This window comes from Rickettsia endosymbiont of Seladonia tumulorum, from assembly GCF_964030815.1.
In the GTDB taxonomy this organism is placed as follows: Bacteria; Pseudomonadota; Alphaproteobacteria; order Rickettsiales; family Rickettsiaceae; genus Rickettsia.
Genome location: NZ_OZ034963.1, coordinates 837,994 through 851,986, shown reverse-complemented (window position 1 = coordinate 851,986; position 13,993 = coordinate 837,994). Strand labels below are relative to the sequence as shown.

The window sequence follows — 13,993 nt, the reverse complement described above, 5'->3', positions numbered from 1 at the left end:
ATTATAAACTAGTGACATTATTCAGATCAGGGATTGTAGTAGCATTCTTCACGTTAATTTCTCGCATATTTGGGCTTGTGCGTGAGCAATTTATTGCATCATTATTTGGCTCTACTCAAATGGGTGATAGCATTAATGTTGCCTTTAAATTACCAAATCTATTTAGAAGAATTTTTGCCGAGGGAGCATTATCAAACGTCTTTATCCCTATTTATAATGAAAAAATGCTGATTTCTAAGAAAGCAGCAGGTAGATTTTCTGGTGAGGTCTTTACGCTTTTACTACTCTCATTAATAGTTATAATAGTATTGATGCAAATATTTATGCCGCAATTAATGCTGTTTATAGCTCCTGGTTTTCACGGTAAAAAAGAGAAATTTGAGCTTACAGTATTCTTATGCCGAATTACTATACCTTACTTAATATTTGTATCACTTACAGCTTTATTAGGGGGGATTTTAAACTCGGTAAAACGCTTTGCTGCTTTTGCTTTTTCACCTGTTATCTTAAGCGTATGCGTAATAGTCTGTACATTAATGTTAGATAATTATACAGAGTCTACCATTTCAATCAGCTTATCTTTAATAATTGCCGGAATATTACAAGTCTCTTTTATGTTTGTTTGCGTTAAAAGAGCGGATTTAAGCTTTCCATTTATTTTTAAGCCAAATGATCCAGATGTAAAAAAGCTTTTAATTAATATGGGACCGGCGACCATTAGCTCAGGCGTACAGCAATTAAACCTTTTTATCTCTCAATCTATTGCTAGCTTTATTGAGGGAGCTATCTCCATACTATCTTATGCGGACCGAATTTATCAATTTCCTCTATCAATAATAGGTACTAGCTTTTCAACTATTTTATTGCCTGAATTATCAAAAATATATAAATCAAATGATATAGTAGCTGCCACGAAAGTGCAGAATAATGCAATTAGAATGGGGTTATTTTTATCGCTGCCTGCGACTTTTGGAATTATAATTTTATCGCATCCTATTATTAACGTGATTTACGAAAGAGGCGTTTTTACTTCTCTTGATACTACAAATACGGCTGAGGCTATTTCTGCGTTTGCTTTAGGGCTGCCTGCTTTTATTTTGGCAAAAATTCTAACCCCAATTTTTTATGCTAATAGTGACACTAAAACACCTCTGAAAATAACTCTATTTTCAATAATAATTAATACCAGCATGAATTTATTATTGATGGATTCTTTAAAGCATATCGGTATTGCAGTTGGTACTTCTATTGCAGCTTGGTATAATTTAGGTTTATTATATAGCTATACTAAAAAGCAGAATATGCTACATATAGAACAGGATATAAAATCTTTTTGTATTAAAGTTTTATTATGCTGCACAATTATGTCTATTATGATTGGCTCAATAAAACATTATTTCTTAGAATATTTTTATTCGGAATATTTGCTGATTAAAGTTTTTGCATTAGGAGGTACTATTACAATTGGCATTATAGTCTTTTTTAGTGTAGCTTATTTATTAAAAGTAGTTAAGCATGTTAGAAAGTAGTAAAAATAAATCAAATTATCAAGATTTGCTAAAAACTCTAGCAATCATAGCCATGATCATTGATCATATAGGTTTGTATCTATATCCTGACCTTATTATTTTGCGAATAATTGGTCGTACTGCTATGCCAGTTTTTTGCTTTTTTGCTGGCTATAATTTTCATGATAAGCCAAAATTGCGAATAATAATATGGGGTATTTTACTACAAATTTACACTACAATATTATTCAAGCAGTTTATCACCACAAATATTTTAATCTCTATTTATTTAGGGCAGTGCTATATTTATTGTTTTCGTAAGTCGCTAACTCGTTTCTTCTATAGCGGCTACTGCCATGTTATTATAATGATAATATTATGGTATATAAGTTGGGCTATCATTGATTATGGTACGATTGTAATTGCAATTATGATACTTGGATTTATTGCAAAACATGAACCCAAAAGCCTAAAACTTTGTTGTTTTGTAACAATTCTTATTACTTTAGTACATTCAGCTCTGTTCGTGCTTACTATTTCTTTTAGTGATCTTAATTTCTCAAATTTTGATTTAGTTTTAGATATTATATTATTAACAGCTACATATATATTAATGATCATAAGTAATTATTCAAAAAGAATATTTATAAATTTAAAATGGATCAGCAGAAATGTTATATATATATATTGTGTGCAAATTATTATTTTGCAGTTTATATTTGTCTATAGCTACACATATGGTTTTAAAAATTGGTAAATAAAAATTAACAATTTTGGTGGCATTTATTTTCTATTGATATTAGTATATTTGAGCAACTAATTAATATTAACAACGATGAATGTAATAGATCGTTTAATTTTAGATAATGAAAAATATAAAGAAAGATTTAAACAAAATAAGTTATTTAAAATTAAATTAGAAAGTGACGCACAAAAAAATAAATTTCTTGATTACTTCTAAATCTAGTCAAATGAATTTCAAAAAATGGTACTTGCAAGGGTAGTATTTTCAGAACATAAAAAATTTACAAAACTTGCTTGGGAACATTTACTTGATGAATTCGGTCACAATATAGAACTCTCAAAAGATAGAAAAAATAATACAGAAGTGGAAGATCCTATCTTTGAGGCACTTGGTTCTTGGTTTACTTTAAAAATGATGACACTTGGTGATAGTGAGCGAGCGGTGCTTGTGCATATGATAATAGAATCGTGTGCTACTATATTTTATGAGAAATTAGGCTCAATATTTTTAAGTTGTAAAAAAGCAGAAAAGCACTTTAAAACCCACCTGCACCTTGACCCCGAGCATGAACAAATGGGAGTAGATTTATTAAAACAGTTAAATGTTAATGATCTTTTACTGCTTAATATTCAGAAAAAAGGCTGGGACATGATTGAGGCTCTATTCACTAGACTTGCAGATATTGTAGATGGTTGACTGTTTTCCCGTCATTGCAAGGAGAAATTGTTGCGTGGATCATTTTCCCCTGTCATCTCGTGATTTATTCACGGGATCCAGCTAAAAAATACTAATGAAATTAGTATTTTTTATTATTTTCTGGATGCCGTGGTCAAGCCACGGCATGACACCGAGGCGTTTTCCGATCTACGCAACAATGCCTTGCGAGGAGCGAAGCTTTGCTACAATCTAATATTAAATTCTGAGATTGCCACGTCGATACTTCGTATCTCCTCGCAATGACAACTTGTTATCCATGCGACAAAACCGGTTTTTTCTCGCAATGACGTCATTCAACTTAAATACTCATCTTGCTAAATTCTGTTCTATCTATTTTAATCGCTTAGAATTATTAGTTTAAAAAAAATAAAATTGTTAAATAAAGAAATCAATATATAATACTAAAAAAATTTTAGGTAAAAAAATGAGTTTAAAATCCACTTTTCTTGATACGCCTCTTGGTTCGATGCTTGCTATTAGTGATGAAGAGAAACTTTATTTGCTTGATTTTGCTGAAAGTAAAGGCTTAGAGCGTAAAATTAAAATGCTTAAAGTTAAGACTAAATTGTCTGTTATTGATGGCAATACCAAACCTATTTCATCAGTTGAAAAAGAACTTAAGTCATATTTTGACGGCAATTTACAAAAATTTAATACATCTTTACGCCTTGTAGGAAGCGAGTTTCAGAAATTAGTATGGGAAAAGCTAATGAATGTGCCATATGGCGAAACAAGGAGCTACTTTACACAAGCTAAGGCAGTGGGTAAAGAAACTGCTTATAGAGCTGTTGCAAATGCTAACGGAGCAAATAGATTTGCTATAATTATTCCATGCCACCGCATTATTAATAATAATGGCGAGCTTGGCGGATATGGTTCAGGATTACATCACAAAAAATGGCTTATTGAACATGAAAGAAAATTTATAAGAAATTAGAAATATTTTACTTAATTCGGCGACTATTCCGGTAGAACGTTTAACAATCTTTTTTAAGACTAAAGAAGGGCAGTATGGTGAGCATGATAGATTTATAGGCGTGACTGTACCGACTTTACGTAAAATAGCTAAAACTTATTATAATTTAAGTAAGGATGATTTAGGTGGGCTTATTAAATCAAGATTTAATGAAGAAAGACTTTTAGCATTAGTTATCCTTATCAATCAATATCAAAAAGCTTCTGATAATGATAAGAAATTTTTTTATGAATTCTATATAGATAATATAAAATATGTTAATAATTGGAACTTGGTTGATGCTTCAGCTCATTATATTATCGGAGCTTATTTATGGGATAAAGATAAGGAATATCTTTTTAAATTAGCAAAATCTGAAAATCTTTGGGAAAGAAGAATAGCAATGGTTGCAACTTGGTATTTTATTCGCAAAAATGAACTCAATTTAACTTTTAAAATAGCACAATTATTACTGAACGATAAGCACGATTTAATTCATAAAGCGGTAGGGTGGATGCTACGTGAAGCAGGAAAAAAGGACGAAAAGCAGCTGATAGATTTTCTAAATCAACATATATCGCAAATGCCTAGAACTACATTGCGTTATGCGATTGAGAGATTTCCTAAAGAAACACGCAGGCATTATATTCTAAAAAACTAGATTTATATAAAATTTATGCTAGTATTTTATAAAACTATTAAAAGGTGTTAATTATGATAAAAACTTTATTGGCTGGTTTTATAGCTTTTGCTAGTATAACAAGCTATGCTAGCCCTAATACTCAGCCAGCCCAAAATACTAACCCTACAGATTCATCTGTTACTTTATCTACGTTAAATGCAGCAGGAGCTGTACAATTTGCACAACCTTGGGTAAGACCTACAACAAATGTTAATAATGTACTAAGCAATTCTGCTATGTATTTTACATTAGTAAATACTAGACCGGCTAGCTATAATATAGTTAATATATCTTCAGATCAAATAGGTAGAATAGAGATGCACCAAACAGTTACCGACAGTAATGGTGTTAGTCAAATGGTGAAAGTAGATTATCCATTTTTAATTTCTGGTAATCTTAACGTTGGCTTTGTACCTGGAGGTATGCATATAATGCTTTATGATATAAGGAAAGATCTAAAAGTTGGTGACACAGTTGATATAACTTTTTTCTTTGATGATAATAGTGTAAAAATTGTTACTGCTCAAGTGGCAAGTAATAACCCGTATCCTCAACAGTAAAAGAAAATTTTAATAGCCCGTCATTGCGAGTAGGCATTGCCCGCGTGGATCAGTTTCTCCTCATTGCGAGGAAAAACTGTAAGTTTTGACAAAGCAATCTCATCATTATTTCCTGAGATTGCCACGTCGCTTTGCTCCTCGCAATGACGACTCTCGATCTACGCAAGCAAGCCTTAAGCGAGAATGACATAGAATAATAACTTTTCGGTGCTATTCTATTTTATGCATATAGCTATTGCATAGTTGTATTAGCTCTTCTTTGTATCTTGGTTTTAGTAAATGTCTACTTTTTAGGTTTAGATTTTTAAAATCTTGTTCAGTTAAAGGTAGATATTTACACAACTTCATTAAGTCTTCATCTGAAATGAAATGTTTTCGTGGAATATTTATAGTTTGGGCTTTTTCTTCACGATAGGCTGCAAGCATTTGTATTTTAGTATTAAAATCTTTAATCTCAATTCTAAATTTTACTTTTTTCCAAGCATCTTCGGGTTTTACCTCATAGTTTTTAATATTAAATAAAAACTGAAGCATGGATTGATATTGATTTGTTAAATTATTATCCAAAATTATCTTATTTAGCTGTTTATATATTTTGTCCAAATATTCAACATCTAAAAATGCGTAATTCAGCATATCTTCAGTAATAGGGCGTTTTAACCAGTTAGATTTTTGATGTGTTTTATCAATATTGATTTTGAAAAGTTTATAACAAAGATCATCATAGCTTAGTTGACTACCAAAACCGCAAATATTTGCCGCAATTTGTACATCAAAAATATTAGAAGGTAGAGTTTTAAACAAATTATAGAAAATTTCAAAATCTTCACGAGGTGCATGAAATATTTTAATAATATTATTATCTATAAGTAGCTTGTTAAAGACATTTAAATCTAGGTTATTTATTGCATCAATTATTATGCTGCAACCCTCTGCTTTTACTTGGATTATACTAAGTTTAGCATAATAGGTATAACGACGTTCAAATTCTGTATCTATACTCAACCATTTTTTGGTGGATAATTCCCTACAAAACTCTTCTAATACTTTTTGACTATTAATAATTTGCATAAATGAAGCTATTTACAAAGCTCCAATAATTTTTAGAAAAAGATTGGTATGAGATAAAGATAATACTACTTCAAGACCAATTAATATAATAATAATCCACTCAAGTTTAGTAGAATGTTTATAATTAAGGTCATTTGAAAGGATATCGAGCAACTCATGAATCATATTGAGGCGATGATTCATTATATTTTGCCTTATTTCTATGTCTTGAAATTCTGCCGTCATAAGATATAGGGGTTCATAGCTAGGACGACGCCAAAAAAATTCAGGAGTATCGAATATATCACTATGTAAGCTGATTGAATAGCGTTCACTAAATAATATTCCTATTTGTTGTAATATCTCTTTTTTAGATAGAGAGACACTACCGGTTCTAGCTAATTCCTGTTGTATAGGAGTGGTTTGAGATATCAAATTACTTACAGATTGCTCAAGAACGCTAAGCTTAACAGATTGAGCAAGTGCATGAGAAATAGATAGCTTAACAAAAACCGATTTATCAGTTAAAATTATTTTGTTTTTTTCTTCGTCAATAAAAGTTTTTTCGTGTTCTTCATTATATTCAAAATAAATATAATCGGATACAGGTTCAGCAAGTCTATTTATCGTTACTAAATCAGTATCATTTAAAATTACTTTTTCCTGAATTTCGTCACCACCCCAAATAGTTACACAACCAAATGGAAAGAAAAATATATCTATATAATCAGAATCTTTATTTATTTCTTTCCGAATATATAAAACATCATCAAAATGTTGAGGTTCAAGCCCTATCTTTTTTAAATTAGTAACTAGATCACTCATCTTATATTCAGAAGAAACGCAGTAAGATGAACATCTCATAATTATTTAAGTTTAATTTACATAAATTTAAAGTATAGTAGTGTGGAGCATAGAAAGTCAATAATATTATAATTATGTACGAAATATTAAACAATAGAGAGGTTATTAAAATAGCGGGTTCGGATTCGTTAAAGTTCCTGCAAAACCTTACAACTAATGATATCAATAAGAGTAATTATTGTTATACTTATTTACTTAATAATCAAGGTAGATATTTATTTGATTTCTTTGTATATATACATAACCTTGAAGAAATTTATATTGATATTGATGAGAAAAGTAAAACTGCCTTAATAGATCACTTAAATTTTTATAAGTTCCGCTCTAAAATAGAAATAGTAGATTGTAAAGATGAGTATAAAATTGCTTATTTTCATCAAGAATTAAATATGGATTCGTTAGTCACAGCTCGTGATCCTCGATATAATTTATTAGGATTTCGTTCTATAATAAACAGAGCTATAAGTCATTCCAACAAAAGCGGGAATCTAAGTAAAAAATTATATTTAAATGATAAATATAATTTTGCCATAGTAGACGGAGTAGATGATTTGGCTTCAGGTGAGTCAATTCCAGTTATTTATGGTGCTGAAGAATTAAACGCTATTAGCTATGATAAAGGTTGTTATGTAGGTCAAGAAGTTATATCAAGAGCTAAATATCAAGGTGTTATAAGAAGAAAAATATACAAAATTATAGCTGAGGAAGATTTATCATTTTTAGTTAAAAATGAGGAAATAATTACGACTAAGGACAAAATTGGGATAATATGTTCCAGCTATCAAAATAAAGCTATAGCTTTAGTTAAAGAAGAGAAATATCTTGCTAGTAAGGAAGAAGATATTACTGTGAGGGGGATTAAGATAGGCTTGTCTCTTGCTCCTTGGTATGGTTAAGATTAAAAACGTCATTGCGAGGAGAGGCAACGCATCGACGAAGCAATCTCAGGAGTCCTGCTTCATAAGATTGCCACGCTCATTTCATTCGCTCGCAATGACATAATAATAAAAATCAAAATATATGAATAATAATTCTCCAAAAATATCAATAGTTTTGCCAGTTTATAACAGAGAGAAGTTATTGCCGAAAGCTATTGAGAGCTGTCTTAATCAAACATTTAAAGATTTTGAGCTTATTATAATCGATGATTGCTCTAAAGATAAAAGCTTTGAAATAGCAAAGGAATATGCAAAGCAGGATCAGCGTATTAAAGTAATAAGAAATGAGCCTAATAAAAAATTGCCAGCTAGTCTTAATATTGCTTTTAAAGAGGCTAAAGGGCAGTATTTTACTTGGACTTCCGATGATAATTTTCTGCACGAAGATGCTTTAGCAAGAATGAATAATGTTTTAGATAATTCACCGGATATAGGGCTTGTTTATACCGATTATACTTTAATTGATGAGCAGGGCAAAATAGGGGCAAGGCTCTATCAAGAATCTCCGGAATTTTTGCCTATTCGTGATTGTGTTGGAGCATGCTTTTTATACAGAGCAGATATAGCAAAGAGAGTAGGTGGATATAACGAAAACATGCATTTAGTTGATGATTATGAATATTGGCTTCGGTTTGGGCTTGTTACGAAATTTGCTCATATACCAGAGTCGTTATATTTTTATATGGTGCATAATCAGAGCCTAACAACTGAACGTAAAGCAGAAGCCCAAAAAGCTAAAAAAGCTTTAAAGGAATTATTTAAGGATAAATATATTATTCCCAATAAGATTAAGCCTATAGATGATTTATATAGCTGGTTTATTGAGGATAAAAATTTAAATTCTTATCTCAAATTATTAAAAATAATAATTTGTAATCCTATCATTACCCTTTCTTATATTCTAAAAAACCTTAAAAGAATTAGATAAATTTTTATTGATAAAAGGGTATTATTGGGTATTATGTTATTCACTGTCATCCCGTGGCTTGTCCGGCTTTATTGCATGGATCAGTTCCACCATTGTCATCCCGCGACTTGATCGCGGGATCCAGTTTAAAATACTAATAATATTAGTATTTTTATTTATTTTCTGGATGCCGTGGTCAAGCCACGGCATGACATCGAGCAGGCTTTTCAAGCCCTCCAACAAACTGGACTAAATAAGTATATTATATGCCAAATCAAGACTTCTTACATTCATTAAATGAGCAGCAACAAAAAGCAGTTCTTCATACCGAAGGACCGCTTCTTTTGCTTGCAGGGGCAGGAACTGGTAAGACGAAAGTACTAACCTCAAGAATTGCAAATATTATTCATCAAAATTTAGCATCCCCTCAAAATATTTTAGCTGTTACTTTTACGAATAAAGCAGCAAAAGAGATGCAGGAAAGAGTCCATAATTTGGTTAGCTCTTACGGTCTTAACATTGGTACTTTCCACTCAATGGCAGCAAGGATATTGCGTGATCAAATAGAGCATTTAAATCTTGGTTTAAATAGCAGATTCACTATTATTAATCAAGATGATCAACTAAGATTGATTAAGGATATAGTAAAGCTCAAAAATATTGATACTAAAAAATATGCTCCTAAATTAATACATATCGTAATCTCACGTTGGAAAGATCAAGGTTTATTGCCAAATAAGCTTTCAAGCTCTGATACTAATTTACCGCTGCAACGTGTAGCAAAACTTGTTTATGAAGAATATCAGCAAAATTTACTGATCTCTAACGTAGTGGATTTTGGGGATTTACTGCTTTATAATAATGAGCTTTTCATTAAAAACCCTGAGATATTAAAATATTATCAAGAAAAATATCGTTATATTTTAATTGATGAGTATCAAGATACTAATGTCGTGCAATATTTGTGGGCAAGAATGCTTGCGAGCTTAAGTAAAAATATCTGTTGTGTTGGTGATGATGATCAGTCTATTTATGGTTGGCGTGGTGCAGAAGTTGGTAATATATTACGTTTTGAAAAGGATTTTTTAAACGCCACAATTATTAAATTGGAACAGAATTATAGATCAACTCTGCCAATTCTTGCGGCTGCTTCAAATGTTATTAATAACAATAAAAATCGTCATGGCAAAACCTTATGGACTGATAAGGAAAGCGGCGAAAAGATCAAAATTATATCTTGCTGGAATGATAAAGAAGAAGCAAGATATATTGCCTCCGAAATAGCTAGGTTAGTGCGAGAGGGAAGGTATAGTGCAGGAAATATTGCTATATTAGTGCGAGCAGGGTTTCAAACTAGAAGATTTGAAGAAGCCTTTATAAATAGTGCTATGCCTTATAAAATTATCGGCGGTTTGCGGTTCTATGAACGTATGGAAATAAGAGACGTGCTTGCTTATATCCGTATTGCCTTAAACCAGAATGATAATTTAGCATTAGAGCGTATTATTAACGTACCGAAAAGAGCAATAGGAGCAGCTACTTTAAATAAAATTAAAACGTATGCTATAGAAAAAAATATCTCTAATTTCGCTGCTATTAAAGAAATGCTAGAAAATGGTGAGATAAAAACAAAATCCTATGAAACTTTAAAAGATTTAGTTACCAAAATTAGCAATTGGCATGAAAGATTTAGCTTTGATGCTCCAATAAATGTAACTAAAGCAATACTCGATGATTCCGGATATTTAGAAATGCTTCAGGAAGAGAAAACTGAAGAAGCTTTAGGCAGGATCGAGAATATCAACGAAATGCTAAGAGCTATTGCTGAGTTTAACGATATTCATGATTTTATTGAGCATTCTAGCTTAGTTATGGAAAATGAAGTTTTAGAAACCAATTATGGTGGTTCTGTAACAATAATGACACTACACGGTGCTAAGGGTCTTGAATTTGATGTAGTATTTTTGCCAGGTTGGGAAGAGGGGGTGTTTCCGTCTCAAAGATCTTTAGATGAAGAGGGTGAAAAAGGTTTGGAAGAAGAACGCCGCATTGCTTATGTTGGTATTACTAGAGCTAAAAAAGAGCTTTATATTACCCATGCTGAAAGCCGTAAAATATTCTACGAAATAGTCAGATCATACCCATCAAGGTTCTTAGCTGAAATCCCAGAGGAAATTATTATCCGCACATCTTCTATAAAAAAATATGATTCTTTTTACAAATTTTAACTATTTTTTTTTCTAGAATTTAAAATTAATTTGGCATTTTTTCTATTATGTTTATTATTATTTAAAATAAATTAAAAAAGGAATAATATGATAGAGAATTTAAAAGCTGATGATAGAGTTCAGGAAATGGAAGATATAATTGATATTCAAGAAAAGGATTTAAATATTGATGATCAAGCTCAGCAATTACCAAAGAAAGATATAGCTGATGAAAAAATTAATGAGATTGAAGAAGCAAAAAATTTAAAATTAGTACCTAAAGATCTTTCTTTTTTTGATCAACCGCTTCAATATGTACAAAATTTTGGTGGAGCGTTAGATTTAGGTTATGACCTTATAAGGTCCTATCTTAAAGAAGAGAGAATTCAAAATCTTGTTGATAGTATAAATGAAAATGCAAAACAAAATGCTGCAATAAAGCAAAATAGAGATAAAATTAAACTTTATGCTGCAAAAATTTAAGGTAATTTAAAAGGATTTAGGGTAAGTTTAGATTTAGAATCAATGAAACCTGTACTAAATGAATTTAATGATCAAGATATAAATACTTTAACAAATGCAATTAATGAATCATTAGTTGAAGTGAGTAATAATAAGATTCCCGCAGAGATATATACTGAAAAACTACTAGAAGCAGTTATAGAAAAATTACCTAATTCTTTATCACAACAAAAATTGTAACAATGTAAGGAATTTATTCATAGTGGGAAAAAAAATAAAAAAACATATACAGAATCGGAAATGGATAGAAAAGAAATTTCTAAAGCAGCAGAAGAAACTGACAGAAAGATTAGATAAAAATACTCAAGAAAGTAAAATGTTAGAGCCTATGGTTAGGCTTTTTGCTCCTTTATATGAGAGTACCAATGAAAAACTTATTGAAAAAACAGGAACAATTTTAAAGAATTTAGATTCTGCTTATCTAACTGACAATAGTCCTAGAATAGTCTCGGAGCTAAAAGAAATTAATGACAAAGGTACTTCTCTCTGGGAAAAGTTTAAATCAATTTTTACAGGTAAAGATTATTTAGAGGAAAGATTAGAACAATCAGTAAATAAATATGCAGCGTTAAGTGATGAATATGTAAAAAAAGAAATTGATAATAAAATCTTTTCAAATGCTTTAACAAACGAACAAATTGCTGCCGGCTTAACAAAATTAATGAATAAAACTGTTGAGCCGAAAGAAGTTAATAATCCTAATCTTAATTTAGTTGAAATAAGAAAAGCAAATCCTGAAATATTTGATAAATTATTATTTGCCAACCAATCTCAAACATCTTCAAAAGACAAACCTGCTATTCATCAAGAGAATCAGAAAGTAAGAACAAGAGGACCTGGTCTTTAATTAGCCTTCTTTCCAAGCTGTGAAGATTTCTAAAAATACCTTAAAATGGGATATGTATTAGAAATCTTCATAGAACCTATCTTAGTTATTTTACATCGTTAATTTTTTAAATATTTCTATCAAAAGATAAAAAAGTTGCAAATTATGGAATTTTGATATCTAATATATCAAATGTTTTAATAATAGGTAACATATGGCTATAAAGTTACAAGAAGCACAGCATGAGGTTAGGAGTAAAGATAAAAAAATGATTTAATACAATTATTAAGAAAAGACTTAAAAGAAACAAAAAACTATTTAGTACAAGGGTTAATTAACGAGGGATTTAAAAAAAAAGAAATTAATGTAAATGATCCTGATGTAAAAAAAACAATTCAAAATCTAATATATTCTGATCCTGATGACCCTAAAAATATATCTTCTGATCCTAGTAAAAAAAATGATGTTAAAAGTATTATTGCAACTATAAAAAATAACAACAAACAAATAGCAAAATGGGAAAAAGAAGGGTACAATCCTCAAGCTTTTAAAGAAATTAAGGAAGAAATGGAAAAGCTTCCTAAGCAGTTAGAAGCAGAATTATCAAGCCAAAAAAATGTAGATAATCTTGTAAATGAGCGTGTAAAAAACCGTATATTTATGTACGCTAATTTTGCTAAAGAAAACCAACCAATATTTAAAGATGAAAAAGACGCTCTTATAGGTAAAATAAATAAATATGTAGAAATATCGCAAGATACAGTTTCGGCTTTGCTAAAAAATGAAAAATTATTAGACCCATTAGTGCGGCAAATTGCTAAAAATGCTAGCGATTTTTTTGGTAAAGACGTTAAAAATGTATGCGTTTTAGATGAGAAAAAGTTGACTGATGAAAATATCCTTAAATTTACTTATGAAACTAATCATGCTATTAAGTCGTTTGAATCAGTACAAAAAGGGATTAATAACTTAGATGTTGCAAAAAATAAGCAGGTCACAGAAACATTATTATCTAAATTAGATACAGATTATATAACTAAATATAATAACACAATAATCAATGAGTTACAGGCAGTTAGTAATAAAGGCACTTCTTTTTTAGAAAAAATACAAGCAGTTTTTACAGGAAAAGATTATTTGAGAGAAAAATTAGAGAATGTCTTAGATACTCATATTAAGGCAAATAACAAGCATATAGATAATAAAATTACTACTCTTTCAAAAGGTTTAAAAAATAATGAATTTGTTACAGGTTTAAAGCATTTTATAGATGAAAATACAAAAAAAATATTAGACAACTCTAAACTTCGAAATGTAAATCTCAATGAAATACATAATAATAAAGCTGCTTTAGTAGAGCTTAGAAAAATTAACCCGTACAGATTTGATCAAACAGTGTTTGAAGACTCAAAACGGCTTGCTTTAAAGTCTAAACCTCACAATATCAAAATTGAATCACCTATAGCTACGCCTAATTTTTCTAATAAAAAAAGTCAAACAATAGTTAGATAA

14 protein-coding genes and 1 pseudogene are annotated in these 13,993 nt (G+C 30.2%); 13 read left to right on the top strand and 2 right to left on the bottom strand.

What is annotated here, in order from left to right; all coding sequences use genetic code 11:
• Positions 1-11: 11 nt before the first annotated feature.
• The 6 genes and pseudogenes from murJ to AAHF54_RS04175 all read left to right on the top strand — a co-directional run bounded on the left by murJ (position 12) and on the right by AAHF54_RS04175 (position 5,167).
• Complete coding sequence (gene murJ, locus AAHF54_RS04200) at positions 12-1,529, top strand: murein biosynthesis integral membrane protein MurJ (RefSeq protein WP_341788068.1); 1,518 nt, start codon at positions 12-14, stop codon at positions 1,527-1,529.
• Positions 1,516-2,265 (top strand): TraX family protein, encoded by a 750-nt coding sequence (locus tag AAHF54_RS04195; protein ID WP_342169831.1) that lies wholly within the window; start codon positions 1,516-1,518, stop codon positions 2,263-2,265. Before murJ ends, AAHF54_RS04195 begins: the two co-directional genes overlap by 14 nt.
• A 78-nt stretch (positions 2,266-2,343) precedes the next feature.
• Positions 2,344-2,949 (top strand): annotated as a pseudogene (locus AAHF54_RS04190) (hypothetical protein).
• A gap of 445 nt (positions 2,950-3,394) precedes the next feature.
• On the top strand, positions 3,395-3,907 hold the full coding sequence (locus tag AAHF54_RS04185) for a methylated-DNA--[protein]-cysteine S-methyltransferase (RefSeq protein ID WP_342169830.1): 513 nt from the start codon (positions 3,395-3,397) through the stop codon (positions 3,905-3,907).
• Positions 3,908-4,007: 100 nt separating this feature from the next.
• Positions 4,008-4,586, top strand: coding sequence for a DNA alkylation repair protein (locus AAHF54_RS04180; RefSeq protein ID WP_341788066.1), 579 nt, complete (start codon positions 4,008-4,010; stop codon positions 4,584-4,586).
• A gap of 53 nt (positions 4,587-4,639) precedes the next feature.
• Complete coding sequence (locus tag AAHF54_RS04175; RefSeq protein WP_341788065.1) at positions 4,640-5,167, top strand: copper chaperone PCu(A)C; 528 nt, start codon at positions 4,640-4,642, stop codon at positions 5,165-5,167.
• A gap of 210 nt (positions 5,168-5,377) precedes the next feature.
• Here AAHF54_RS04175 and AAHF54_RS04170 read toward each other — a convergent pair whose 3' ends face one another.
• Together AAHF54_RS04170 and AAHF54_RS04165 are read right to left on the bottom strand one after the other, a co-directional pair.
• A complete protein-coding gene (locus AAHF54_RS04170; RefSeq protein WP_341788064.1) occupies positions 5,378-6,238 on the bottom strand; it encodes a ribonuclease D in 861 nt (286 codons plus the stop codon).
• 12 nt (positions 6,239-6,250) lie between these two features.
• Complete coding sequence (locus tag AAHF54_RS04165; protein WP_341788063.1) at positions 6,251-7,042, bottom strand: RMD1 family protein; 792 nt, start codon at positions 7,040-7,042, stop codon at positions 6,251-6,253.
• 113 nt (positions 7,043-7,155) lie between these two features.
• Between AAHF54_RS04165 and AAHF54_RS04160 the strand changes: the two genes are divergently transcribed.
• The 7 genes from AAHF54_RS04160 to AAHF54_RS04130 all read left to right on the top strand — a co-directional run bounded on the left by AAHF54_RS04160 (position 7,156) and on the right by AAHF54_RS04130 (position 13,993).
• Positions 7,156-7,977 carry a folate-binding protein gene (locus AAHF54_RS04160; protein WP_341788062.1) on the top strand — a complete coding sequence of 274 codons (822 nt, stop codon included), beginning with the start codon at positions 7,156-7,158 and terminating at the stop codon, positions 7,975-7,977.
• 124 nt (positions 7,978-8,101) lie between these two features.
• The gene (locus AAHF54_RS04155; RefSeq protein WP_341788061.1) at positions 8,102-8,947 is read left to right on the top strand and encodes a glycosyltransferase; all 846 of its coding nucleotides are present in this window, start codon (positions 8,102-8,104) and stop codon (positions 8,945-8,947) included.
• A gap of 245 nt (positions 8,948-9,192) precedes the next feature.
• Positions 9,193-11,154, top strand: coding sequence for a DNA helicase PcrA (pcrA, locus tag AAHF54_RS04150; RefSeq protein ID WP_342169829.1), 1,962 nt, complete (start codon positions 9,193-9,195; stop codon positions 11,152-11,154).
• Between the two features lie 87 nt (positions 11,155-11,241).
• Positions 11,242-11,616, top strand: coding sequence for a hypothetical protein (locus tag AAHF54_RS04145; protein ID WP_342169828.1), 375 nt, complete (start codon positions 11,242-11,244; stop codon positions 11,614-11,616).
• A 42-nt stretch (positions 11,617-11,658) separates the two neighbouring features.
• Entirely contained in the window at positions 11,659-11,835 is a 177-nt protein-coding gene (locus AAHF54_RS04140) for a hypothetical protein (RefSeq protein ID WP_341788058.1), read from the top strand.
• A gap of 22 nt (positions 11,836-11,857) precedes the next feature.
• Complete coding sequence (locus tag AAHF54_RS04135; RefSeq protein WP_342169827.1) at positions 11,858-12,502, top strand: hypothetical protein; 645 nt, start codon at positions 11,858-11,860, stop codon at positions 12,500-12,502.
• A gap of 546 nt (positions 12,503-13,048) precedes the next feature.
• Positions 13,049-13,993 (top strand): hypothetical protein, encoded by a 945-nt coding sequence (locus AAHF54_RS04130; RefSeq protein WP_342169826.1) that lies wholly within the window; start codon positions 13,049-13,051, stop codon positions 13,991-13,993.